The sequence below is a fragment of the Halobaculum sp. EA56 genome (assembly GCF_051195075.1).
In the GTDB taxonomy this organism is placed as follows: Archaea; Halobacteriota; Halobacteria; order Halobacteriales; family Haloferacaceae; genus Halobaculum.
Window position 1 is genome coordinate 50,504 of sequence record NZ_JBNTJX010000010.1, and the last position, 24,852, is coordinate 75,355.

General features: G+C 72.2%; 19 protein-coding genes. 9 read left to right on the plus strand and 10 right to left on the minus strand.

Going from position 1 to position 24,852, the window contains the following annotated elements; genetic code table 11:
- The first annotated feature begins 995 nt into the window (after window positions 1-995).
- A complete protein-coding gene (locus ACQUQ1_RS15660) occupies window positions 996-2,675 on the plus strand; it encodes an AAA family ATPase (protein ID WP_435065252.1) in 1,680 nt (559 codons plus the stop codon).
- 176 nt (window positions 2,676-2,851) lie between these two features.
- Here the strand turns inward: ACQUQ1_RS15660 and ACQUQ1_RS15665 are convergent, their stop codons facing one another.
- The gene (locus ACQUQ1_RS15665) at window positions 2,852-3,655 is read right to left on the minus strand and encodes a S26 family signal peptidase (protein ID WP_435065253.1); all 804 of its coding nucleotides are present in this window, start codon (window positions 3,653-3,655) and stop codon (window positions 2,852-2,854) included.
- Window positions 3,656-3,802: 147 nt separating this feature from the next.
- Here ACQUQ1_RS15665 and ACQUQ1_RS15670 point away from each other — a divergent pair, with 147 nt between their 5' ends.
- Together ACQUQ1_RS15670 and ACQUQ1_RS15675 are read left to right on the plus strand one after the other, a co-directional pair.
- On the plus strand, window positions 3,803-5,461 hold the full coding sequence (locus ACQUQ1_RS15670) for a DNA-directed DNA polymerase II small subunit (RefSeq protein WP_435065254.1): 1,659 nt from the start codon (window positions 3,803-3,805) through the stop codon (window positions 5,459-5,461).
- Between the two features lie 218 nt (window positions 5,462-5,679).
- The gene (locus ACQUQ1_RS15675; protein ID WP_435065255.1) at window positions 5,680-6,792 is read left to right on the plus strand and encodes an NADH:flavin oxidoreductase; all 1,113 of its coding nucleotides are present in this window, start codon (window positions 5,680-5,682) and stop codon (window positions 6,790-6,792) included.
- A gap of 24 nt (window positions 6,793-6,816) precedes the next feature.
- On the opposite strand, the gene ACQUQ1_RS15680 is transcribed toward ACQUQ1_RS15675, so the two are convergent.
- Entirely contained in the window at window positions 6,817-7,245 is a 429-nt protein-coding gene (locus tag ACQUQ1_RS15680) for a hypothetical protein (protein WP_435065256.1), read from the minus strand.
- 171 nt (window positions 7,246-7,416) lie between these two features.
- Between ACQUQ1_RS15680 and ACQUQ1_RS15685 the strand changes: the two genes are divergently transcribed.
- Both ACQUQ1_RS15685 and ACQUQ1_RS15690 read left to right on the plus strand, forming a co-directional pair.
- Complete coding sequence (locus ACQUQ1_RS15685) at window positions 7,417-8,109, plus strand: class I SAM-dependent methyltransferase (RefSeq protein WP_435065257.1); 693 nt, start codon at window positions 7,417-7,419, stop codon at window positions 8,107-8,109.
- A gap of 106 nt (window positions 8,110-8,215) precedes the next feature.
- On the plus strand, window positions 8,216-9,628 hold the full coding sequence (locus tag ACQUQ1_RS15690; RefSeq protein ID WP_435065258.1) for an MEDS domain-containing protein: 1,413 nt from the start codon (window positions 8,216-8,218) through the stop codon (window positions 9,626-9,628).
- 18 nt (window positions 9,629-9,646) lie between these two features.
- Here the strand turns inward: ACQUQ1_RS15690 and ACQUQ1_RS15695 are convergent, their stop codons facing one another.
- From ACQUQ1_RS15695 to ACQUQ1_RS15705, 3 genes are read right to left on the minus strand one after another with little or no spacing between them, the layout of a single operon-like run.
- Entirely contained in the window at window positions 9,647-10,849 is a 1,203-nt protein-coding gene (locus ACQUQ1_RS15695; protein WP_435065259.1) for an ABC transporter ATP-binding protein, read from the minus strand.
- Window positions 10,842-12,557 (minus strand): ABC transporter permease, encoded by a 1,716-nt coding sequence (locus ACQUQ1_RS15700; RefSeq protein ID WP_435065260.1) that lies wholly within the window; start codon window positions 12,555-12,557, stop codon window positions 10,842-10,844. Before ACQUQ1_RS15700 ends, ACQUQ1_RS15695 begins: the two co-directional genes overlap by 8 nt.
- Window positions 12,518-13,696 carry a thiamine ABC transporter substrate-binding protein gene (locus ACQUQ1_RS15705; protein ID WP_435065261.1) on the minus strand — a complete coding sequence of 393 codons (1,179 nt, stop codon included), beginning with the start codon at window positions 13,694-13,696 and terminating at the stop codon, window positions 12,518-12,520. Before ACQUQ1_RS15705 ends, ACQUQ1_RS15700 begins: the two co-directional genes overlap by 40 nt.
- An 86-nt stretch (window positions 13,697-13,782) precedes the next feature.
- Between ACQUQ1_RS15705 and ACQUQ1_RS15710 the strand changes: the two genes are divergently transcribed.
- Window positions 13,783-14,844, plus strand: a complete 1,062-nt coding sequence (locus ACQUQ1_RS15710; protein ID WP_435065262.1) for an AI-2E family transporter — start codon at window positions 13,783-13,785, stop codon at window positions 14,842-14,844.
- 84 nt (window positions 14,845-14,928) lie between these two features.
- Here ACQUQ1_RS15710 and ACQUQ1_RS15715 read toward each other — a convergent pair whose 3' ends face one another.
- A complete protein-coding gene (locus tag ACQUQ1_RS15715; protein WP_435065263.1) occupies window positions 14,929-15,711 on the minus strand; it encodes a sulfurtransferase in 783 nt (260 codons plus the stop codon).
- Window positions 15,712-15,962: 251 nt separating this feature from the next.
- On the opposite strand from ACQUQ1_RS15715, the gene ACQUQ1_RS15720 reads away from it, so the two are divergent.
- The gene (locus tag ACQUQ1_RS15720) at window positions 15,963-16,832 is read left to right on the plus strand and encodes a sulfurtransferase (protein ID WP_435065264.1); all 870 of its coding nucleotides are present in this window, start codon (window positions 15,963-15,965) and stop codon (window positions 16,830-16,832) included.
- 71 nt (window positions 16,833-16,903) lie between these two features.
- Here ACQUQ1_RS15720 and ACQUQ1_RS15725 read toward each other — a convergent pair whose 3' ends face one another.
- Entirely contained in the window at window positions 16,904-18,487 is a 1,584-nt protein-coding gene (locus ACQUQ1_RS15725) for a stage II sporulation protein M (protein ID WP_435065265.1), read from the minus strand.
- A 123-nt stretch (window positions 18,488-18,610) separates the two neighbouring features.
- Here ACQUQ1_RS15725 and ACQUQ1_RS15730 point away from each other — a divergent pair, with 123 nt between their 5' ends.
- Entirely contained in the window at window positions 18,611-19,240 is a 630-nt protein-coding gene (locus ACQUQ1_RS15730; RefSeq protein WP_435065266.1) for a transcription antitermination protein, read from the plus strand.
- A 39-nt stretch (window positions 19,241-19,279) separates the two neighbouring features.
- Here ACQUQ1_RS15730 and ACQUQ1_RS15735 read toward each other — a convergent pair whose 3' ends face one another.
- Together ACQUQ1_RS15735 and ACQUQ1_RS15740 are read right to left on the minus strand one after the other, a co-directional pair.
- Window positions 19,280-20,428, minus strand: a complete 1,149-nt coding sequence (locus ACQUQ1_RS15735) for a tubulin/FtsZ family protein (protein ID WP_435065267.1) — start codon at window positions 20,426-20,428, stop codon at window positions 19,280-19,282.
- Window positions 20,429-20,530: 102 nt separating this feature from the next.
- Window positions 20,531-20,800, minus strand: a complete 270-nt coding sequence (locus tag ACQUQ1_RS15740) for a DUF7553 family protein (protein ID WP_435065268.1) — start codon at window positions 20,798-20,800, stop codon at window positions 20,531-20,533.
- A 306-nt stretch (window positions 20,801-21,106) separates the two neighbouring features.
- Between ACQUQ1_RS15740 and uvrB the strand changes: the two genes are divergently transcribed.
- Window positions 21,107-23,194 carry an excinuclease ABC subunit UvrB gene (gene uvrB / locus ACQUQ1_RS15745; protein WP_435065269.1) on the plus strand — a complete coding sequence of 696 codons (2,088 nt, stop codon included), beginning with the start codon at window positions 21,107-21,109 and terminating at the stop codon, window positions 23,192-23,194.
- Window positions 23,195-23,396: 202 nt separating this feature from the next.
- Here the strand turns inward: uvrB and ACQUQ1_RS15750 are convergent, their stop codons facing one another.
- A complete protein-coding gene (locus ACQUQ1_RS15750; RefSeq protein WP_435065270.1) occupies window positions 23,397-24,815 on the minus strand; it encodes an MATE family efflux transporter in 1,419 nt (472 codons plus the stop codon).
- Window positions 24,816-24,852 lie beyond the last annotated feature (37 nt).

The window sequence follows — 24,852 nt, forward strand, 5'->3', positions numbered from 1 at the left end:
CTAGCGTCCCGTGGTTTCGTCGGCCGTGAACGATCCCTCGACGATAGCCGCCGTGTCCGACTGGTCGGACCCGGATCGAGTGTCGCGGTGTGAACACTTCCGGCGCCGAACCGTGGAGAAGCTGTCGGGTGATGACCACCCCCACCCCTTCGTTTCGAGTGGAACCCGGCGGGACGGTGGGGCAGGGAGGGCAGTCACGACGTTATCTTCCCCTCACTCACACCCAAACAAAATCTATCTGCTAGTCGTGCGGATATTGTTGGCTAGCATGTGTGATAAAGGTGTCGCAGTCTAAACGACCCCATCCCCCACCCCGTCCTCGACGGTCTCCACCGGAAACGAAGGGGTGGGGGGCGGGGGAACCCCCGACCCTGCCGGCATCACCGACCGCTCTCCGCCACGATGGAACCTCCCCCCTTTCTAGTCGAATCCGGTTACATACGACTACCTCGCCCGAGCTGTCCGTCTCCCCCGACGGACCGCCGCGACCGAATCCTCGAGCGATCCTCCGGACGCCTCGCCGGGCCAGCCGTCACACGATCTCCCGCCGATCCACGCTGCCACGGATCCACGGTGCCGCCGATCCCGGACACGTCGATCCCGGACGTTCGGGTGGAACTGTTGGTGTCCGGCCCGTCTCCTGTCGGCCCGTAGCGACGACGGTCCGGCTACGGACGTCGGGGCTGTACGGTGCCGACAGGGATGTTCCGTCCGAGAGTGCGAGCACACGTCGGTCCCGTCTCGAACTCCGACACCTCAACAACTCCGACACCCCAAGGTTTCTCCTCGACGTGAGCGGCGGGGAACCCGGGGAGGATCCGATCCCGCCGAACAGTAACGTTTTTTAACAGGCTGCCCATCCATTTCGGTTGCATCATTTGGACGCCAGCCGGCGTCTCACCGGACACGAATGAGAGGGTATGCGTTCTGACGCGCCCCGATTCGTCGGATGTCCGGTGCGGGCTCCAGTCGAAACGAGGGGGTACCACGAACGGATGACACGGGACGACGGAACGGAACGAGGCTCGAACGGCGGCGAGAGCGACGACCCTCCGGGGTCGGCGGACGACCCGGACGTGACGGGGGACTCCACCGGAAGCGACGGTCGGTCCCCGGACACGGACGTCGCCACCGACGACGAGGGGGCCGTCGACACGGACGTCGGCGACGGGGACGTCGCAGACGATCCTGCCGGCGGCGAACACTCCTTCGAGTTCGGTTCCGGCTCGCGCTCGCGCGCCGACGTGGACTTGGACGTGGACGAGGTGCTCGGCGACGACGACGACGAGGCCAGTACCGGCCTGTTCGACGATCTGCTGTCGGGCGAGCCGATCTTCGAGAACAAGGAGGTGTTGCGTCCCTCCTACACGCCTCACGAACTCCCCCACCGCAACGACCAGATCAACAAGATGGCGACCATCCTCGTGTCCGCGCTGCGTGGGGAGACGCCCTCGAACATCCTCATCTACGGGAAGACGGGGACCGGGAAGACCGCGTCCGCGAAGTTCGTCTCCCAGGAGCTGGAGTCCACGAGCCAGAAGTACGACGTCCCCTGCGAGGTCGAGTACATCAACTGCGAGGTGACCGACACGCAGTACCGCGTGCTCGCCCAGCTCGCGAACAAGTTCATCGAGAAGAACGAGGCGGTCATCGACGAGCGCCTCGAGGAGCTCCGCGAGCTCCGCTCGGCGGCGACGGACCGGTCGGACGCTCTGGCCGACACCGAGTTCGACTCGGTTTCCGACGTGGACGAGCGGATCGCCGAACTCGAGGAGGACCGCGAGGGGATGGAGGAGGTGCCGATGACGGGGTGGCCGACCGACCGCGTCTACTCGACGTTCTTCGACGCCGTCGACTACCACGAGCGCGTGGTCGTCATCATGCTCGACGAGATCGACAAGCTCGTCGAGAAGTCCGGCGACGACACCCTGTACAACCTCTCGCGGATGAACTCCGAGCTGGACAACTCCCGGATCTCCATCATGGGCATCTCCAACGACCTGAAGTTCACCGACTTCCTCGACCCCCGGGTCAAGTCGAGCCTCGGCGAGGAGGAGATCGTCTTCCCCCCGTACGACGCGAACCAGCTCCGCGACATCCTCCAGCACCGCTCGGACATCGCGTTCAAGGGCGACGCGCTCACCGAGGACGTGATCCCGCTGTGTGCGGCCTTCGCCGCGCAGGAACACGGCGACGCCCGTCGCGCGCTCGACCTCCTGCGGACCGCCGGCGAGCTCGCCGAGCGGTCCCAGTCTGACCTGGTCGAGGAGGCCCACGTCCGCCAGGCGCAGGACAAGATCGAACTGGACCGCGTGGTCGAGGTCGTGCGCACGCTCCCGACCCAGAGCAAGATCGTCCTCTTCTCGATCATCCTGCTGGAGCAGAACGGCGTCCACAACGTCAACACCGGCGAGGTGTTCAACATCTACAAGCGGCTCTGTGAGGAGATCGACGCCGACGTGCTCACCCAGCGTCGCGTCACCGACCTCATCTCCGAACTCGACATGCTGGGCATCGTCAACGCCGTCGTCGTCTCGAAGGGCCGCTACGGCCGGACGAAGGAGATCAGCCTCTCGGTCCCCATCGACGAGACGGAGGCGGTCCTCCTGTCGGACTCCCGTCTCGGCGACATCGAGGACGTCCAGCCGTTCGTCCAGGCCCGATTCGACAACTGACCGACCGGGACACCCCCCGTCGTCGGCCGGATCGAACCCCCATCGTTTCGCCTCCGCTCTCGTACCGACGTACGGCAGTTCGCCCATCGCTTCGATTCCAATCGAAACTGGGGACTGTACCGAAACCCCGACGGACTGTACCGGACAACTCCGGCCCGACGACCTCGGCCCGGGACTCACCCGGTCGCCGCAGTTACGTTCCCCGCGTCGGCACCGAGCGTCGGCTCGCTCGGGCTCGGCGGCGTGGCCGTTTCCGTCGTCGGAGCGCTCGGCCCCGTCGTCGGTTCGCTCGACCCCGTCATCGGCTCGCTCGGGGCGGACGCGACGCCGCCGGGCGACCGCGCCACCACCGCCTCCGAGAAGACCAGGCGGACGTAGCCCAGGTACGGGACTCGGACGCGCGCGACGCCGTGGACCCACTCGGCCCGCACGACCGGCGCGATCCCGCTCACCTGGTCGTACTGGGCGTTCGCGTCGCCCTTCGTGATGAACCCGTCGTACGGCGCCGGGCAGGCGGGGACGCTGTCGCACGAGTCTGCGGGGAGGTAGTCGGGGTTCGCGCGGTCGATCCAGTTCTCCCCCTCCTCGACGTGGAACCGCGCGCGGTGGATGATCGGCGGACCCCCCTCCCCTGGCGGCCGGTAGACGATCACCGACCCGGGGGCGCCGAACGTCGAGTAGCCCCGTTCGGCCCCGACCTCGTAGGTGACGACGCCCGTCTCCCCGTGGGCGAACTCGGGAGAGAACCGGTCCGGTTCGGTGATGAACACGAGGTCCCCGCGCTCCATGTGCGGCTCCATGCTGCCGGACTCGACGGCGACCATCGGGGGCCAGACGCCGGAGACGGCGAACAGGAGCAGGCCGACGAGCGCCACGGCGAGCGCCGAGGAGAGCACCTCCCGGAGGAACATCAGCCCCCCCGTCTCGGCGTGGAGAAACCGCGTCAGCGGGTCGTCGGGCGACCGCCCGTCGTCGCTCATTACCACGTCCCACCCGGTGTGCGGTGTTGAAGCTTCTGTTACCCGGCGCGGTCGTGCGCCCGCCCGACCCGGCCGCGCCGCGGCCGTCCGACATCGGCTCCACGTCCGTCCGCTATCCTTTTGCCCGGGGACGGCCCACCTCGGCCCGTGCCGCTGGAGACGTCCTCGCGGGTCGTGCAGGCGCTCGCCAGCCGCGGCTACAACGCCGAGCGGGAGGCGGTCACGCTCATCGCCGAGTCGGAGGCGCCCGACCGCGCGCTGGAGGCGGCCGTCGAGGCCGCCCCGGACGACGCCCTCGTGCTCACCGTCGCCCACGTCCGGGAGGCGCTCGCCGCCGACCCCGTCCCCGACCCGCCCGCCGTCGACGGCGCCCCCGACGGCCCGGCCCGCGACGGCGTCGCGGACGCCGGTACCGACGAGCTTGCCGACGGATCGGCCGACCCGTCCGCCGCGGACGACGCGGCCGGCTCGGGCCGGAGCGACGGCCGCTTCTCCCCCGAAGACCCCTCCGTTTCGAGTGGAACCTCGGCGCCGAACTCGCCGGACGTGCCCGCCGAGTCTCCACCCGAAACGGGGGGGTCCGCCGTCGGGGGTCGCTCGCCGGAGCCGCCGGTCGTCTCGAACGACATGACGGGCCAGTCGACCGGGACGGGGGCCTACGAGGAGTTCGTCGGCGTGTTCCGCGACCGCTACGAGCGCCTCTCGGGGCAGCTTCGCGGCCGGGTGAACCACCGACCGGCCGACTCCGTCGAGGCGATGGGCGGCGGCGCCGACGTGGAGATCATCGGCCTCGTCAACGACATCCGGTCGACAGCCTCGGGCCACTGGCTGGTCGAGCTCGAGGACACCACCGGGACGTTCCCGTGTCTGGTGATGAAGGACCGCGACATCGCGGACCTGGTGGACGAGCTCCTGCTCGACGAGTGCATCGCCGTCTCCGGTACCCTCGCGGACGACGCGGGCATCGTCTTCGTCGACGCGATCCACTTCCCCGACGTGCCCCGCACTTACCGCCCGAGCACCGCCGACCGCCACGTGCAGGCGGCGCTCATCTCCGACGTGCACGTCGGGTCCCAGGAGTTCCTCGCGGACGCGTGGTCGCGCTTCGCCGACTGGCTCCACACCGAGGAGGCCGAGCGCGTCGAGTACCTCCTGATCGCGGGCGACATGGTCGAGGGGGTGGGGGTCTACCCGAACCAGGACGACGAGCTCGACATCGTCGACATCTACGACCAGTACGAGGCGTTCTCCGAGTACCTCAAGGAGGTCCCCGGCGACATGGAGATCGTCATGATCCCGGGGAACCACGACGCCGTTCGCCTCGCCGAGCCCCAGCCGGGCTTCGACGAGGAGCTCCGGGGGATCATGAGCGCGCACGACCCCCAGATCGTGTCCAACCCGGCGGTGGTCGACGTGGCGGGCGTCTCCGTGCTCATGTACCACGGCGTCTCGCTCGACGAGGTGATCGCCGAGCTCCCCGAGGAGAAGGCCAGCTACGACGAGCCCCACAGGGCGATGTACCAGCTCCTGAAGAAGCGCCACGTCGCCCCACAGTTCGGGGGGAAGACCCGCGTGGCCCCCGAGGAGCGCGACTTCCTCGTCATCGACGAGGTGCCCGACGTGTTCCACACCGGCCACGTCCACAAGCTCGGGTGGGGCAAGTACCACAACGTCCTCGCGGTCAACTCCGGCTGCTGGCAGGCCCAGACCGACTTCCAGAAGTCCGTCAACATCGACCCCGACGCCGGCTACGCCCCGATCCTCGACCTCGACACGCTCGACATGACGGTCCGGAAGTTCGTCTGAGCGCCGGCGGTTCCGGCGCCGGACTCGTTCGCACGACGACGGGTCCCTCATCGCTCCGTCCCCGACGGACGGTAGCACACGTGCCTCGACGGACGGTAGCACACGTGCCTCGACGGACGGTAGCACACGTGCCTCGACGGACGGTAGCACACGTGTTGTGTACGGGAGCGCGCACTCCCGCCGTCACCTTATCGGTCGGACCGCGGTACACCACGACGATGCGCGACGACCCGCTCTTCGAGTCCTTCGAGTTGAACGGCCTGCCGCTCGACAACCGCGTCGGCCTCGCCCCCATGACCCGCACGAGCGCCACCGACGAGGGCCACGCGACCGAGCGGATGGCCCGCTACTACGCCTCCTTCGCCCGCGGCGGCTTCTCGTTCCTCCTCACCGAGGGTGTCCACCCGGACGCGACCCACAGCCAGGGCTACCCCAACCAGCCCGGCCTCGCGACCGACGACCAGGCCGACTCTTGGGCGCAGGTCGTCGACGCCGTCCACGCGGAGGGCAGCCCGATCTTCGCACAGCTCATGCACGCCGGCGCGCAGGCCCAGGGCAACCGGTACGGCCGCGGCCCGGTCTCGCCGTCAGCGTACCGCCCGCCGGGGGAGATGTCGGAGCTGTACGGCGGCTCAGGCGAGTTCCCCGAGGCCGAGGCGCTCGACGCCGACGGCCTCGCCGAGGTGAAGGCGGGCTTCGTCGCGGCCGCCGAGCGGGCCGTCGACGCCGGCTTCGACGGCGTCGAGGTCCACGCCGCCAACGGCTACCTCCTCCACGAGTTCGTCGACCCGCTGGTCAACGACCGCGACGACGAGTACGGCGGCTCGCCCGAGAACCGCGCGCGGTTCCCGGCGGAGGTCACGGCGGCCATCGACGAGGCGACGCCCGACGGCTTCGTCGTCGGCGTCCGCGCCTCCCAGGGGGCCGTCACCGACGAGGAGCGCGTGTGGCCCGACGGCGAGGCGACCGCCGCCGCGCTGTTCGGCGCGCTCTCGGACGCCGGCGCCGACTACGTCCACGTCACCGGCGGCGACGCGACCGTCCCGGAGGTACCCGACACCGACCGCACGCTCGCGGAACTGGCCCTAGAACACGCCGTCGAGGACGTCGCCGTGATCGCCAACGGAAGCCTCGGCGACCCCGAGAACGCGCGCGCGGCGCTGGCGGACGGCGCGGACCTGATCACCCTCGGAACGGGCGCGCTCGCCAACCACGACTGGCCCGACCGCGTCCGCGCGGACGAGCCCCTCGACGACCTCGACCCGAGCGTCGTCTTCGAGCCCGACGCCTCGCTCAGCGACGCCGAGGTGCCCGCCCCGGGCGACGACTGAGCGCGGGCGCGACCCGTCGCCGGCTCACGCCTCCTCGACCCGGTAGCGGGTCGTCGCCTTCCCCTCGAAGCGCGGGCCCGGCCCGGACTCGACGAAGCCGGCGGACTCGGCGGCCTCCCGCAGTTCCGTCTCGTCCTCGACGACGAGCAGTTCGACGCCCATGCCCTCGCCCGCGGCGAACCGGAGCGGCTCCTCCAGCAGGCGCTCGGCGGCGCCGCGCGTCCCGCCGAACTGCGTGACGTGGACGGTGTCGCCGCGGACGTCGAAACTGACGAACCCCAGCAGGTCCGCGGGGTCGGCGTCGACGTCCTCGTTGGGGTCGGTCGCCGCCTCCGCCTCGACGGCGACGCGGACGGTCCGGTCGTGGACCAGCCCCCGCATCGCGTCCGACGGGGCGTCGGCGATGGCCGCCAGCGCCTCGGCGTCCGCCTCCACCGCGTCCCGGACGTGCATACCCCCGCTATGCCCGCGTCCATCCTAAAGCCCCGCCCCGCCCCGTCCCCGTCGCCGCCGCGGCGGTCGCGGGGGTAGCGGTCGAGGATCGACGGCCGTCACCGCCGGTCGAGGACGGCCGTCCGTCCGACACCGGCGGAACCTTAGGTCGTCGCCGACGACCGCACCGACATGAGCGTTCGCGAGGAGTTCGACGCGTGGGCCGCCGACGGCCGCGACCGGGGGATGGAGGAGCGACACTGGCACACCGCCAAGCACGTGCTCGCCCGGATGCCCGTCGAGGACGGCGACCGCGTGCTCGACCTGGGGACGGGCAGCGGCTACGCGCTGCGCGCGCTCGCAGACTCCACCGGCATGACGCGCGGCTACGGTCTCGACGGCGCGCCCGAGATGGCCCGCAACGCCCGCGAGTACACGCTGGAGGCCGACCCGGACGCGGACCTGGGGTTCGTCGTCGGCGACTTCGGCCACCTCCCGTTCGCCGACGACTCGCTGGACCACGCCTTCACGATGGAGGCGTTCTACTACAGCGACGATCCGCACGAGACCCTGCGGGAGGTGCGCCGGGTCCTCCGCCCCGGCGGCACCTTCTACTGCGCGGTGAACTACTACGAGGAGAACGTCCACAGCCACGGCTGGCAGGAGAACATCTCCGTCGACATGACCCGCTGGGACGCCGCCGAGTACCGCGACGCCTTCCGCGGGGCCGGCCTCCACGTCGCCGAGCAGGACAACGTCCCGGACCTGGAGGTGGACATCCCGCCGGCCGAGGCGTTCCCCACGGACGACTGGGAGACGCGCGAGGACATGGTCGAGCGCTACCGCGAACTCGGGACGCTGCTCACGGTCGGCGTCGCGCCGTGACCGCGGACGGGAAGCCGGCCGTGGCCGACTCGGGGAACACCGTTTTGACGGTCGCGACAGTGTCATCCGATGACCGGACGGCACGCGCCCGCCGGGGTCCCCGAACATGACCGGAGAGGAAACGCGACGGTTCCGAGGAGCCGAGGCGGAGGACACGCGGACCGCCGCCGACCTCCGTCGGGAGTTCGACCGCCGGGACCTCGTTCGGCACCTCGCGTTCTTTTACCGGTCGCCCGAAACGCAGTTGACCGTCGCGGCGGCGTTCCTGGCGAGCGGCCTCTCGGACGGTCGTCGGTGCCTGTACCTCGCCGACGTGAACGAGCCGACCGAGATCCGGTCCGCGCTGCGGGCGGCCGGCGTGGACGCCGCCGCCCGGGTCGAGGCCGGCGACCTCGCGATCCGCGACGCCTCGGAGGTGTACCTCGACGCGGGATTCGACCCGGACCGGATGATCCGGACGTTGGAGGAGACGGCCGCCGAAAGCGTCGAGGACGGCTACGAAGGCGTCTTCGTCGCCGGGGAGAACTCGTGGTGTTTCCACACCGAGGCGTCGTTCGACCACGTGCTCGACTTCGAGGCCGACTTCGACGCCGTCTGCCCGGACCTCCCGGTCACGGCCCTGTGTCAGTACGACCTCTCGCGGTTCTCCGAGGAGTCGATCGCGAAGGCGCTGTGGACCCACAAGCAGGTCGTCTACCGGAACGCGGTGTGTGAGAACCCCTTCTACGTCCCGCCGGAGCGATACCGCGCGACGGACGATCCCGCGACGAACGCCCGGCTCATGCTGGAACAGACGTACTCGCTGTCGGCGGCCCGACAGCAGGTCCGCCGGCGCGAGCAGCGCCTGAGCGTCGTCAACCGGATCCTCCGGCACAACATCCGCAACGACCTCAACGTCGTCGCAGGGCTGCTCGACGCGCTCGCGGAGACCGACGCGCTCGACGCCGCCGAGCGCGACCACGTCGACACCGCCGCCCGCCACGTCGACGCGGTGCTCGACATGGCCGAGAAGGCCCGCTTCGCCCAGCGGACGATCGGCGAGTCGGGCTCGGAGCGCGTTCCGCTGGCCGTCGTACTCGACCGCGCGCTCGACCGGCTCGCCGACGGCGGGGAACGCGGACCGGCCGACAGGTCCACGCTCGAGTCGGCGGTCGCGGTCTCCGGCGATTACGACCGGGAGGTGATCGCCAGCGAGTACCTGGACCGCGCGTTCGCGGAACTGTTCCGGGACGCGCTCGCCCGCACCGCCGAGACGGACGCCGGCGATCCGACGGTCGCCGTCGAGGCGACGACGGCCTCGCTCGACGCCGTCGCGGTCGAGGTCCGCAGTCCGGCCCCGCCGCTGTCCCCGACGGAGCGGCGCGTGTTCCGCCGGGGTCACGAGACCGACCTGGAGCACGCGAACGACCTCTCGCTGTGGCTCGCCACGTGGATCTTCGAGAGCGGCCACGGGCGGATCGCCTTCCCCGAGGGCGACAGCTACCGCGTGCGGGTGGAACTCGGACTCGCCGGCGACTAGCCAGCTCCGCCCGGCCGTTCACGCCCGCTCGACCACGCGTACGTCCGCCGGGTCGACCCCGAGCTGAACGGCCTCGCCCGTCTCGAACGACCGCCGGCCGTCGGTTCTGGCGGTCACGCCGACGCCGTTCCACGCGCAGTGCAGGCGGGTGGCGTCGCCGAGGAACTCCGTGCTCTCGACGGTCGCCGACAGCCACGCGTCGACCGCGGGGGTCTCGCCGGGCGACCGTGCGGCGCCGCCGGCGCGGTCGCCGCCGGCGGTGTCGTCGCGGTCGCCGCCGTCACCGCCGTCGCCCCCGGCGTCGCGCCGAACCCGGATCCGTTCGGGACGCACGCAGACGACGAGGCGGTCGCCCGGGCGGGCGTCGACCGTCTCCTCCGTCGGGAGCGGGAGCGTCTCCGCCCCGCCGCCCTCGACCCGGAGCGAGGGGGGGTCGACGGCGGTTCCCCCGTCGGCGTCGAGCCGACCGCGGTCGGCGACCGCGCCCGCGAACACGTTGTTGTCCCCGAGGAACTCCGCGACGAACCGCGTCGCCGGCGCGTCGTACAGCTCCCGCGGCGCGCCGACCTGCTCGATGCGGCCGTCGTCGATCACGGCGACGCGGTCCGAGACCGCGAGCGCCTCCTCCTGGTCGTGCGTGACGTACACCGTCGTCAGGCCCAACTCGCGCTGGATGTCGCGCACCTGCACCCGGAGGCGCTCGCGGAGTCGGGCGTCCAGCGCGGACATCGGCTCGTCGAGCAGGAGCAGTCGCGGCTCCGGCGCGAGCGCCCGCGCCAGCGCCACCCGCTGCTGTTGCCCGCCCGAGAGCGTGTCCGGGTCGCGGTCCTCGAACCCCGAGAGGTCCACGAGTTCGAGCAGGTCCGCCACGCGCTCCGACTTCGTCGTCCCCTCGGGCGGGCCCGAGAACCGGAGGCCGTAGGCGACGTTCTCGCCGACGGTCATGTGCGGGAACAGCGCGTAGCTCTGGAACACGACGCCGACCCCCCTCGCTTCGGGTGGAACTCCGGCCATCGGCTCGCCGCCGATCGCGACCGAGCCCCCGGTCGGCTCCTCGAACCCGGCGAGACACCGAAGCGTGGTGGTCTTCCCGCATCCCGATGGTCCCACGAGCGTGAAGAACTCACCCTCCTCGACGGTCAGATCGACCCCGTCGAGCGCCGTCGTGGCGCCGTACTCGACGCGGAGGTTCTCCACCCGAACCGCGGGTTCCTCACCCACGGAACTCACCCCCGACGCGCTCGATGACGACGAACGAGGCGGCCGTCACCGCCAGCAGCACGGTGCCCATCGCGGTGGCGGGGCCGAGCCTGCGGCCGATGAACCGCTCGACGGCGACCGGCATGGTGTAGCTCCCGCCGCCCTCCGCGAGGATGACCGTCGCGTCGAACTCGCCGATGGAGATGGCGAAGGCGAACGCCGCGCCCGCGACGACGCCGGGCCACACCAGCGGCAGTTCCACGTCGACGAGCGCCCGGGCGCGGGAGGCGCCGAGCGCACGCGCGGACTCCACGAGCGCCCGGTCGAGGCGGTCCAGCGGCGGCGCGACCGTCCGCACGACGAACGGGTAGGCGGCGACGGCGTGGGCGGCGACGATGGCGACCGCGCCGGCGACGGTGAAGCGGTAGCCGAACGCCTCGACCCCGAAGACCAGTCCCCTGAGCAGGCCGAGGCCGACGACGATGCCCGACACCACCAGCGGCGCCATCGACAGCGCGTCCACCAGCCAGCGCCCGCGGAACCGGCGGGTGGTTAGCACGCCCATCGCGGTCCCGAGCGGGAGCGCGACCGCCAGCGTCGCCGCGCCGAACAGCAGGGAGTTGACGATTGCGGGGAACGGTTTCACCTGGAACGCCGCCCCGGCGGTCTGCCGTTCGAGGAGGAACCGGTAGGCGTCGAGCGTGAACCGTCCCTCGACGGTGACGCTGGCGTAGAGCATGCTCGCGAGCGGCGCGAGGAACACGAGCGCGACGACGGCGGCGTACCCCGCGACGGCGAGCCTGCTCGCGACCCGCTCGCGCGTCCACGAGTCGGGCACCAGCGGCCGCCGCGGGAGCGTCCGCGCCCCCCGCCGCTCGGTCGCCCGCGCGCGCTCGTAGCGGAGGTACAGCGCCATCAGCGACAGCGACACGCCCGTCTCCAGCACGGCAAGCGAGGCGGCCCGGCCGTACTCCAGTTGCCGCCGGGCCGAGTAGATGAACACCTCGATGGTGGCGTACTGCGAGCCGCCCAGCGCCAGCGGGATGGCGAAGGAGGCGAACGTGAACACGAACGTCAGCGCCGCGCCCATGAGCACCGCCGGCATGAGCTGCGGGAGCACCACGTCGCGGACGGCCCGCCGGGGCGACGCGCCCAGCGAGCGGGCCGTCTCGACGGCGCCGGCGTCGACGGACTCCCACGCCGCGGCGACGACGCGGGTCACGAGCGGGGCGTTGTAGAAGGCGTGCGCGACGAGGATCGCCGAAAGCGACGGCAGGAGGTCGACCGTCGGGAGGCCGGCGGCCGACAGCGCCGCGTTGAGCGTCCCGCTCGCGCCGAAGGTGGCGTAGAACGCCGCGGCGACGAGCACGGAGGGGACGACGAACGGCACCATCGTCACCGACCGGAGCGTGGCGCGCCCGCGGAACTCGAAGCGCGCGAGCACCCACGCCCCCGGGAGGCCGAGGACGACGCTGAGCAGCGTCGACAGCACGGCCTGATACGCGGTGAACCCGAGGACGCGCCCGACGTAGAAGTCGTCGGTGAGGACCTCCAGCAGCGGGCCGAACGTGAGCCGGCCGTCCACGACCACCGCGTCGACGAACACGGTGGCGACCGGGTAGTAGAACAGCACCCCCAGCAGGAGCGCCGCGACGGCCGCAAGCAGGGGGAGGGCGTACCCCCGCCCGTTCACCCGCTCGCGTACATCCGCTGCCACTCGTCCTTCCATGTGCCGAGGTTCCCTTTCAGCTCCTCGTACGTGAAGCTCACCGGTTCCGGGGGCACCTTGGCGTACTGCTCGTAGTCGTCCGGGAGGGGGGCGTCGTCGATCGCGGGGAGCGCCACGTTGCGCTTGGCGATGCCGGCCTGGATCTCCGGGCGGAGCACGAACTCCATGAACCGCTCCGCGAGCCGGGGGGCGTTCGACGCCCGGAAGCGTGCCATCCCGCCGGGACGGGCGTACCCCTGGTCGTCGAGGAACCGGATCTGGTGCTTCGAGAGGTCCTGTCCGGACCGGTGGGCGTACACCTGGTCGGTCGAGTACGAGACGACCATCGGTGCCTCGCCGCTCTGGTACGCCGAGTAGGCGTCCGACCAGGTGCCCAGCACAGTCACGTCGTTCGCCTTGAGCGACCGCCAGTAGTCGAGGTAGCCGTCCTCGCCCTTCGCGGCGATCGTGTGCAGGAGGAACTGGGTCCCGGTCGTCGAGGAGGTCGGGTTCTGCGTGATGAGGTCGCCCCGGTACGCCTCCTTCACCAGCCCGTCGAACGTCTCGGGGGCGACGAACTCGCCGCCCTCCATCGTGGCGTTCCAGACGACGGCGACGTAGCTGGTGTTGAACGGGATCGCCCGGTCCCGCGGGTCGAACAGCAGCGACTCCTTCACCCGGTCGATCCCCTCGACGTTCGAGGCGTCCGCGAACATCGGCTCGGTGAACTGTCCGGACCCCCGCTCGGAGTCGAGCCGGATGAGCCCGTTCACGTCGAGCCCGAGGTACACGTCCGCCTCGAAGTCGACGCCCTGCACGGCGCGCTCGATGTAGTAGTTCAGCTCGCTGTCGGGCGTCTGGTACACGAGCGTCGCGTCGTACTCGGACTCGAACTCCTCCTTCAGCCACGCGCCGGGGCTGGTGGAGGGGGCGTCCACGAACGGCGGGTACGTCGCCACGACGAGCGTGTCCGCCATCGACTCGGTCGGCTCCCCGGTCGTCGTCCCCGAGGTGGTGACGACGTCGTCGTCGGTCCCGACCGTGGGTTCGGTCGTCCCCTCGCCCGTCGGCTCGGCGGAACAGCCGGCCAGGCCCGCGGCACCCGCGGCGCCGACGGCCCGCAGGAATCGCCGCCTCGAACGCGCGTTCTCGTCGGTCATTACCGGGTGGTCACACTCGGAGGTACATAACCCCGGTGGTCCGCCGTCGGGGAACGGTTTTGTACCGGCGGGTTCCGGGTTCCCCCATGCATCCGACCCGCCGGACCGCGCTGGCGGCCCTTCTCGCGGGACTGCTCGTGCTCACGGCGGTCGTCCTGCGCAGCGTCCTCGCGACGGTCGTGTTCGCCGTGACGGTGGCGTACGTGCTGTACCCGCTGCGCGAGTTCGTCCGCGGTCACGGCTACTCCAACCGCATCGCCGCCGGGGCGGCAACCGCGGCCGGATTCCTCGGCGTCGTCGCGCTCGCGGTCCCGCTGGCGTACGTGCTCTACCGCCGGCGGCGCGACCTCCTCGGGTTCTTCGAGACGCTCCCGACCAGACTCGTCGTCGACCTGGGCGTGTTCACGTACGTCGTGGAGTTCGCCGACTGGTTCGCGCTCGCGCGGTCGTCGCTGCGGGGGCTCGCGTTCGCGCTGGCGGGCGCGGCGCCCGTCATCGTGCTGAAACTGGTCGTGTTCGTCATCCTCGTGTACGGGCTGTTGCTCAAGCCGCAGGCGGCCCGGGTGGCGACGCTCCGGCTGTGTCCGGGCGAGTACCACGACGTGCTGTTCGCGCTCCACCGCCGGACGGCCTCGACGCTGCGGGCCATCTACGTCCTCCAGGGGGCGACCGCCGTGGCGACGTTCGCCCTCGCGCTGGTCACCTTCGCGGCGCTGGGGTACGACTCGCCGTTCGCGCTGGCGGTCGTCGCGGGCGTGCTACAGTTCGTCCCGGTGCTCGGGCCGAGCATCGTCGTCGTCGCCCTCGCGGTCGTCGACCTCGTCGCGGGCAACGCGTTCCGGGCGCTGATCGTCCTCGTCGTCGGGCTGATCCTCGTCGGGTTCGTTCCGGACGCGGTGATCCGCCCGCGGCTGGCCGGCGGCGCGACGGACCTCCCCGTCTCGGTGTACTTCGTCGGCTTCGTCGGCGGCCTGCTCACCCTCGGGGCCATCGGGTTCGTGGTCGGGCCGCTCGTCGTCGCGCTGCTGGCGGAGACGGTCGCGCTCCTCTCGGAGAACGGCGGCGGCGTCACGAGCCAGCAACAGCTCCCCGGTCCCGAACGGCCCGCCGCCGGCGACACGGAGGACCCTGACGCCGGCTCGGGGTGAGGGCGACCGGGCCGTCTCCGCCTCCTCTCCGGCGACCCGCCCGGTCAACGGCCCGTCCGGCTCGCCACCACCCCGGCCCGCGAGCTACCCCTCCACCGTCTCGCCGCCGCGCTCCTCCCACTCGGTGAGGCTCCCCTCGTAGAACAGCACGTCCTCGTAGCCGAGGTGGCGCAGGACGAGGTACGTGTGGCTGATCCGGCGGGCCGTGTTGCAGTACAGCAGCACCTCGCGGTCGCGGGTGATCCCGTGGTCGGTCAGGATCGATTCCAGCTCCTCGCGGGGCTTCAGCCCGCGCGTGTCGGGGTCGACCAGCTCCAGCCAGTCGAGCTGTACCGCGCCGGGGAGGCGTCCCTCCTCGTGCTCCCACGCCTCGCGGGTGTCGACGATCACGGTGTCGCCGCCGAGCCGGGCCTCGACCTCCTCGAAGCCCACGAGCGGCGACCGAACGGGCTCGCCCGGCTCGTAGTCGGTCGGATCGGGGTCGGGCGCCTCCCCCGTCGTCTCGTGCTCCCGGCTCCAGGCGCTGTAGTCGCCGTCGAGGAGGTGCAGCCGCTCCGGGTCGTGGCCGTACAGCTCGGCAGTCACGAGGAAGCGCGCGGCGAAGACGCCGTGCTCGTCGTCGTAGGCGACGACGTCGTCGCCCTCGGCGATCCCGGCCCCCGAGAGCAGGTCCGCCCAGCGGTCGGCGCCGGGGAGCATCCCCTCGTCGCCGGCGCTGCTGCGGAACTCGTCGAACGGGACCGAGACGGCGCCCGGCAGGTGGCCGATACCGTCGTACTCCCAGGCGTCGCGCACGTCGACGACGCGCACGTCGGGGTCGTCGAGCCGGTCCGCGAGCCACGCCGCGGACACGAAGGTGTCGCTCATACCCGCCGTTCGCGAGGGGGAGGGAAAAGCCCCGCCGAGGCGGCGACGACGGCGCCCCGTCCGAGGAAGCGGCAACATTTTCTCGGACCCCCGGTCCCGTCGTGTCGCCGGCGACAGAGCGGGTCGCGGGCGAGCGGGGGCCCCGGAGAGCGTCCCGAAACACCGGCAACAAGTTCCGGTTGGCCGGACGGATGGCCGCCTCTGCCGGGGATGCGGGTATTAAACCCCGGGGAGCCGTAGGATCGGCCGCAATGTCAGATTACGCGAACGACGTGCTCGTCGACGCCGACTGGGTGGAGGAGCGGCTCGACGAGTTCCAGTCCGACGACTCGGCGCACCGGCTCGTGGAGGTGGACGTCGACACCGAGGCGTACGACGCCGAACACGCCCCCGGCGCCATCGGCTTCAACTGGGAGACGGACCTCCAGGACCAGACCCAGCGCGACATCCTCTCGAAGGAGGACTTCGAGGCGCTGAACGCCGAACACGGCATCAGCGACGACTCCACGGTCGTCCTCTACGGCGACAACTCGAACTGGTTCGCCGCCTACACCTACTGGCAGTACAAGTACTACGGCCACGACGACGTGAAGCTGCTCGACGGCGGCCGCGAGTACTGGCTGGAGCACGACTACCCGACCACCGACGAGGTGCCGTCGTTCCCCGAGACGACCTACACCGCCGACGAGCCCGACGAGTCCATCCGCGCGTACCGTGACGACGTCGAGGACGCCATCGGCGCGGGCGTTCCCCTCGTCGACGTGCGCTCGCCCGAGGAGTACAGCGGCGAGATCCTCGCCCCGCCGGGCCTGCAGGAGACCGCCCAGCGCGGCGGCCACATCCCCGGCGCGCGCAACATCTCGTGGGCCTCCGTCACCAACGACGACGGGACGTTCAAGACGCGCGAGGAACTCGAGGAACTGTACGAGGACGTGCTTGACGAGGGCGACGACGAGATCGTGGCGTACTGCCGCATCGGCGAGCGCTCGTCGGTCGCGTGGTTCGCGCTCCACGAGCTCGTGGGCGCCGACCAGACCGTCAACTACGACGGCTCCTGGACCGAGTGGGGCAACCTCGTGCGCGCCCCGATCGTGAAGGGCAGCGAGCCCGGCGGCGACTGAGGCGAGGCCGACCGCGGGGAGGTTCGGCGGACGCGAACCGCCCGCACCCGACTCCCGGTTTTATCGAGCCGTCACCCGCCCAGCACCGCCGCCGCGACGCGCGGGGTGAGGAACGCCTCGATCGCCGCCGCGACCACGAGCAGGATCGCGACCCCGACGAGCACGTACGCCGCCCGCTCCAGTTCGCCGGCGACCTCGGCGGCGTCCGTCCGACCGCGGAGCCACCGCCAGCCGACGCCCCCGAGGTGGAGGCCGAGCGCCCCGGCGACGGCGATGACCGGCAGTTCGAGCACGCCGTGGGGGCCGACGAGCGCGAGGAACGCCGTCCGGTCGAACACGCCCGCGAGCGCGCCGACGAGGGCGCCGTTGAACGCCAGCCCGGTGACCGCGGGGAGGCCGAACGCGACGCCGCCGAAGGCGAGGCCGGCGCTCACGAGCCAGTTGTTCGCGGCGATCGTGAGGAACGGGCCGACCGCGACCGCCCCGAACACGCCGGACACGTCCGCCGGCGGCGGCACCCGGACGCCGTAGGGCGCGGTGACGGCGTACCCGCCGGCGGCGGCGCCCGCGAGCGTCGCGACGGCCGCGAACACCGCCAGCGGGTGGCCGACGACGAAGCCGACCAGTTCGCGCCACCCCGACGCGAGGCCGGCCCGGAGTCGCGCGCGGGCGGACGGCCGTTCCGCCCGGGCCGCCGCGGGCCCGTCGACGCCGGCGTACAGCGCGGTCGCGCCCGCCTCCAGCACCGGGACGACCACCAGCGGGAGGACGATCCCTCCGAGGCGGCCCGCGCCGGCGGCGTTCGCGGCGGCGACGCCGACGGCGGCGCCGACGTAGCCGCCGACGGCGACGAGGGCGAACCCGAGCGCCCGCGCCGGGTGCGCGCGGACGAACCCGAGGCTGGCGCGGACGGCGCGGACGGCGCCCCGGCGGTCGACGACCGCCGCCGGCTCCGCGAACGCGAGCAGGAACCACGTGATGGCGACGCCGACGGCGCCGAGGCCGGCGACCGCGACCGCGAGAAGCACCCCGAGCGCGCCGATGCCGGACGGGCTCACGACTACCCCGGGCCGGGTCGCGAGCCCCGCGGCGACGGCGAGCGGGACGCCGATGGCGACGGCGACGACGGCGATCCGGACGAGCGAGATGCCGAGGAAGGTGCGCCACCGGCCCGCGGTCCGGACCCCGTCGACGAGGGGCGGCCGGCCGTCGAGGCCCGCCCAGACGGTCCCGTACGTCACCGCGGACGCGACCGCCCGCGCGAGGACCCCGACCACGACCGCTCCCGCGACGCCGAGCGCGAGCGCCGCGACCACCGTCGGCGTGACGGCGTCGGTGACCGCGGTCTCGACGCCCGGCGGGATCGTCCCCGGGACGCCGCCGGTGCCCGGGCCGCCCCCGCCGCCGGACCCGCCCTCGCGGGCGGCCTCCTGCAGGTCGGCGGCGGCGCGGACGAGCGGCTCCAGCCGACCGGTGAGCGCGAGCGACGCGGCGGCGGCGACGAGCGCGAGCGTCAGCGGGACGCGCGCGGCGGCGGTGAGGCCGATCGCGAGGAGGTACGCCGGGAGGACCGCGGCCGGGCGGTCGCGGAGCAGTCGCCCGGCGGCGCCGAGGGCGCCCGCGATCGACCGCGACCCGTCGGGGGGACGTGACATGGTCGCGACTCCCTCGCGTGCGGTGTAAGCGTGTCGCCGGGAACCGGCCGGGCGGTCCCGCGCCGCCCCCCGCCCGGCCTTTGTTGCGGGAGTTTCAAGCGTCCGAACGCCGTACTCCGTCGCATGGACGCAGACGCCTTCTCCGACGGGTTCCGCGACGACAACGAGACGGCCCTCTCGCGGCTCGGCTCCTCGAAGTCGCTGTACGCGCTCACCGGGGGCGAGATGGACGCGGACGCCGTCCGCGCCGCCGTCGCCGCGGAGTTCGCGCTGGCGGGGCGCACCTTCGAGTCGTGGAGCGCCGGCGAGGCCAACGGCGACGCCGCGGCGCTGTTCGGCGACGTCGCCGAGGACGCCCGGGGCCACCGCGACGTCGCCGACGCCGACGTCGACCCCGACGCCGACGACGTCCACGACTACCCCGAGTACGACGTGCTCGCGGACCTGGACGACACCGTCGCCCGCGCGGGCGGGCTCTACGGCCGGCTCGTGCTCGCGCACACCCGGACCGAACAGACGGTCGGCTTCTTCGTCGGCGACGCCGACCCCGCCTCCTCGAACGAGTTCCGGGGGATCCGCGACGACCTCGACGGCCGGCTGGCCGACGCGCTCGACCTCCTCTCGACGGTGTGCGACGGCGACGACGACTGGGCGGCCGCCCGCGACGCCGCGGACGCGGTCGTCGAGGCGGCCTACGACGACTACGTCGCGACGCTGGAGGGGATGGGCGTGAAACCGAAAAACGTCTGCTGAGGCGGGTCGGGACGGACGCTCCGCTTCGCCCCGGTCCCCTCAGAACAGCGGGTCCAGCCCCTCCGCGTCCCAGATACCGGCTGAGAGGTCCGAGCGCTCGGCGATGGCGGCGACGTTGCGCTGGGCCTCGACGGCGCCCGCGCGCAGCTCCGCCAGCCGCGGCGCCTCGGCGACCCCGCCCAGCAGCACCGCGGCCGCGAGGTGGTCGGTGTCGCGGAGGGGGTAGTCGCCGCCGCGGACCTCCGGCGTGCCGGTCGCCTCCTCCAGCCACCGGCGCGCGTCCTCGACGCCCTCGCGCGAGAGCGTCTCCGGCGGGCCGCTGACGACGACCAGCGCCCGCTCCACGTCGCGGAGTTCACACGGGAGCGTCAGCCCGCCCAGCGCCGCCCGGCGCACCGTCGCGGTCACGCGCGTCGTCGCCGCCAGCGAGTCCTCCTCGATCGGCTTGCGGCCGCCGAACAGCCCCCGCTTGCGTTCCAGCGGCGCGGACGCGTAGCCCAGCGAGGCCACCCCGCCCGAGCGCCCGAGGGTGTTGATGATCTCGCTGGCGTCGACGACCTTCTCGGGGGTCGGGTCGCGCGCCTCGCCGGCCGAGAGCAGGACGCCGAGCCGGCGGGCCACCTCCTCGTTCACCCGGCCGTAGCCGCCCGCGAGGCTCTCGCCCGCCTCGCGGTGGGCGTCGTTGTCGAACAGCAGCGTCGCGTCCGCGTGCTCCACGACGGTCTTGAGCGACCGCGCGGCGTTGAGCGTGTAGATGCCGCCCTCGTCGCGGGCCGGCAACACCCCGAGGGCGTAGACGGGCTCCTCGTAGATCCGGCGGAGCTCCCGGCAGATCACCGGCGCGCCGCCGGAGCCGGTGCCCCCGCCGAGCGCGGCGACCACGAGGAAGGCGTCCACGTCGCTGGTGGGGATCGCGTCGACGGCGTCGCGCACCTCGCCGATGTCCTCGCGGGCCAACTCGGCGCCGAGTTCGTTGTCCGCGCCGGCGCCGTGGCCCTTCACCCGGTCGCCGCCGATGAGCACGCGCCCGCCCGGCTCGACCTCCCGCAGGCCGAGCAGGTCCGCGCGGGCGGTGTTGACCGCGACCGCGTCGGCGACGATCTCGACGCCGCTCTCGCGTTCGTACCGGAGCAGGGCGTCAGCGATCTTGCCGCCCGCCTGTCCGACGGCGACGAGTCCGACCTTCATACCCGGTCGTCGGCCTCGCCGGTGATAAATCGCGGTCCCGTCGGCGGTCGGTTCGCGTCGGTCGTTCCCCCGGCGCCGCTCCCGCCCCCCGCCCGCGCCGGCTCAGACGCCGGGCACGTCCTCGCGGTACTCGTTGATGCACTCGACGGCCGCATCGGCGTGGCCCTGCGCCTCCTCGCCGGCGTCGGCGGCGGCGTCGCGCACGATGTGCGTTCGCCTGTCGAGCCAGCCGTGGTCCGGCCCCTTGTCGCGGTCGGCCGCCGCCGCGAGGTCGTCCGCGACGCCGTCGAGCCGCTCCGCGGCCTCGCCGTCGGCGGCCTCGGCCGCGCGACGGACGTGATCGCTCGCGTCCGAGAGCAGTTTGCGCGTCATGTCCCGACGGTTCTCGGCGGCGGGTGGTAGTCGTTTCGCCGGCCGCAAGAACGTCGCCGCCGGGGTCTGGTCTCGCCGGCCGCGCTCTTCCCGGGCGGCTCGGACCGCGCGGCCTCGTTGCACTCGGCCGCGAGCACCTCGCCGCCGTTGGCCGCGGTCTCGTTCGTTCGCTCCCTTCGCTCGCTCGACCGCGCTCGTTTCGTGGGCGGAGCGGCACAGGACCGCTCCGCCGTCGGCCGCGGTCGCCGCTCCCTCCGGTCGCGGCGACCGCGCTCGTCAAGTGCGTCCCGCCCCACACCCACGCCAATGAGCGAATCCGAGGGACCCCTCTCGCCGGACCGTCCCGAGGCGGAGAAGCCGTTCCGGGTCGACGCCCCGTTCGACCCCGCGGGCGACCAGCCCGACGCGATCCGGCAGCTGGTCGACGGCTTCGAGTCCGGGATGACCGAGCAGACGCTCCTCGGCGTCACCGGCTCCGGGAAGACGAACACGGTCTCGTGGGTCGTCGAGGAGCTGAACACCCCGACGCTCGTCATCGCGCACAACAAGACGCTCGCGGCGCAGCTGTACGAGGAGTTCCGGAACCTTTTCCCCGACAACGCCGTCGAGTACTTCGTCTCCTACTACAACTACTACCAGCCCGAGGCGTACGTCGAGCAGACGGACACCTACATCGACAAGGAGATGTCGATCAACGACGAGATCGACCGCCTCAGGCACTCCGCCACCCGGTCGCTCCTGACGCGGGACGACGTGATCGTCGTCGCCTCCGTCTCGGCCATCTACGGGCTCGGCGACCCCGCGAACTACCGCGGGATGGCGCTGGAGCTGGAGGTCGGACAGGAGATCGGCCGCGACGACCTCCTCGCGGAGCTGGTCGACCTCAACTACGAGCGCAACGACGTGGACTTCCAGCAGGGCACCTTCCGCGTACGCGGCGACACGATCGAGGTGTTCCCGATGTACGACCGCCACGCCGTCCGCATCGAGCTGTGGGGCGACGAGATCGATCGCATGCGCAAGGTCGACGTGGTCGACGGCGAGGTGGTGAGCGAGGAGCCGGCCGTCCTGATCCACCCGGCCGAGCACTACTCGCTCCCCGAGGAGCAGATCGACCGGGCGGTCTCGGAGATCCGGGAGCTGATGGAGGAGCGCGTCTCCTACTTCGAGCGCCAGGGCGACCTCGTGGCCGCCCAGCGCATCGAGGAGCGCACCACCTTCGACATCGAGATGCTCCAGGAGACGGGCTACTGCTCGGGCATCGAGAACTACTCCGTCCACCTCTCGGACCGCGAGTCCGGGGACGCGCCGTACACCCTGCTGGACTACTTCCCCGACGACTTCCTCACGGTGATCGACGAGTCCCACCAGACGCTCCCGCAGATCAAGGGCCAGTTCGAGGGCGACAAGTCGCGCAAGGACTCGCTGGTGGGCAACGGCTTCCGCCTCCCCACCGCCTACGACAACCGCCCGCTCACCTTCGAGGAGTTCATCGAGAAGACGGACCGCCGGCTGTACGTCTCCGCCACCCCGGGCGACTACGAGCGCGAGCACTCCGAGCAGGTCGTCGAACAGATCGTCCGTCCGACCCACCTCGTCGACCCCGAGGTGCGGACCGCCCCCGCGACCGGGCAGGTGGACGACCTGATGGACCGCATCGACGAGCGGATCGAACGCGACGAGCGCGTCCTCGTCACCACCCTGACGAAGCGGATGGCCGAGGACCTCACCGAGTACCTGGAGGAGGCCGGCGTCGACGTGGCGTACATGCACGACGAGACCGACACCCTGGAGCGCCACGAGCTGGTCCGCTCGCTCCGGCTCGGCGAGATCGACGTGCTCGTGGGCATCAACCTCCTGCGGGAGGGGCTCGACATCCCCGAGGTGAGCCTCGTGGCCATCCTCGACGCCGACCAGGAGGGGTTCCTCCGCTCGGAGACCACCCTCGTGCAGACGATGGGCCGGGCCGCCCGCAACGTCGAGGGCGAGGTGGTGCTGTACGCCGACGAGGTCACCGACTCGATGGAGGCGGCCATCGAGGAGACGAACCGCCGCCGCGAGATCCAGCGCGAGTTCAACGAGGAGCACGGCTACGAGCCCCAGACCATCGAGAAGGAGGTCGGCGAGACGAACCTCCCCGGGTCGAAGACGGACACCTCCGACGTCGCCGGCGCGGACGTGGCCGACGAGGAGGAGGCCCAGGCCCGCATCCGGGCGCTGGAGGAGCGCATGGAGGAGGCCGCGGGCAACCTGGAGTTCGAACTCGCGGCCGACATCCGCGACCGGATCCACGACCTGCGCCGGGAGTTCGACGTCGACCCCGAGGAGGTGGGGATCGAGCCGCCCGCCGAGGACCCGGAGGGGATCGCCCCCGGCGACGACGACGCGTTCTGAGGGGCGCGGTCGAGCGGACGAGCGAACGACGTGAGCGAGGGAGCGAGACCGCGGCCGACGGCGGAGCGGTCCCCGTGCCGCTCCGCCCACGAAGGGAGCGAGGGCGACCGCAGGGAGGCCTCGGAGGAACGGCGTTCGCGAGACGCTGCGCGATCTGTGAACGTCGTCCCTCGGGACGCTCGGCTCCGCCTCGCGTCCCGCGTCAGTCGTCCGCGGCGGCGCCCTCGACCGCGTCGCCGCCGGCGTCCTCGGCGGCCCGCTCGTGGAGTCCGCCGGCGGTCGAGTACCGGAAGTAGCCCACGAGGCCGACGGCGGCGACGACGTTCGAGACGGTCACCGCCCAGAACGGCCCGAGCGCGCCCCACCCGAGGACGAACGCCGCCACGGCGGCGAACGGCACCCGGACGGCCCAGTACTGCAGCATCGTCGAGTACATGCTCACGTCGGTGCGGCCGGCGCCGTTGAACCCGGCCTCGACCGTCCAGATGGTGCCGAGCGCCCAGTAGCCGAACGCGAGGATCTGGAGGTACGCGACCGACAGGACGAGCGCCTCGCCCCCGATCCCGGGGACGAACAGCGCCGCGATCAGCTCCGGGACGAGGTACTGGACGATCCCGATCGCGCCGAGGCCGACGGCGCCGACGCCGACGCCGAGCCACGTCGCCCGCGTCGCCCGCGCGGGGCGGTCGGCGCCGAGGTTCTGGCCCACGAGCGTCGTGCCCGCGGAGCCGATCGCGGCGGCGGGGACGAACACGACCGTCGCGATGCGCGCGCCGATCGTGTAGGCGGTGAGCGCCGCCGCGCCGCCGGTCAGCGAGACGATGGCGACGACCGCCAGCCGCGCGACCTGCCGGGCGGTCTCCTGGCCCGCCTTCGGCGCGCCGACCTCGACGAGATCGCGGAACTCCCCGCCGTCGAGCGCGATCGCCTCCGGGTGGAAGGTGAACCCCCGCCGGGCCGACAGCGCCGCGGCGATCATGACGACGGCGCCGACGCCGAACCCGATCGCCGTCGCGTAGGCGGCCCCCGCGATCCCGTAGGCCGGGACCGGTCCCATCCCGAAGATGAGCACCGGGTCGAGCCCGACGCTGATGCCGATGGACAGGAGGTTCACCAGCAGTGGCGTCCGAGAGTCGCCGGCGCCGATGAAGCCGTACTCGAAGACGTCGCTGACGGTGGAGACGGTGTAGGCGACCGCCATCGTGGCGAGGTAGATCGCCCCGAGCCGCGCCACCTCCGGGCCGGGGTCGAACAGCGCCGTGAGCTGTCGGCCGAAGACGGCCGTGACCGCGACCATCGCGAGCATCACGCCCACGCCCGCCACGAGCGCGTGGAACACCGCACGGCTCGCGCCGCGCTCGTCGTCGTCGCCGACGCGCTGTGAGACGAGGACGTGCTCGCCGGTGAAGACGCCCGTCGTGACCGCCATCATCAGCCCGATCAGCGGGGCGACCAGCCCCACGGCCGCGACCGCCTCGCCGCCGAGTCGACCGAGCCAGAACACGTCGATGATGCTCTGGGCGACCACCGCGAGCTGTTGGGCGATGATGGGGATCGAGAGGAGCGCCAGCGCTCGTCCCAGCGGCCCCTCGGTGATCTCCTCCGGCGAGACGTCCAGCATCTCTGGTTCTGTTTCTACCTCCCCACCGCACAATAAA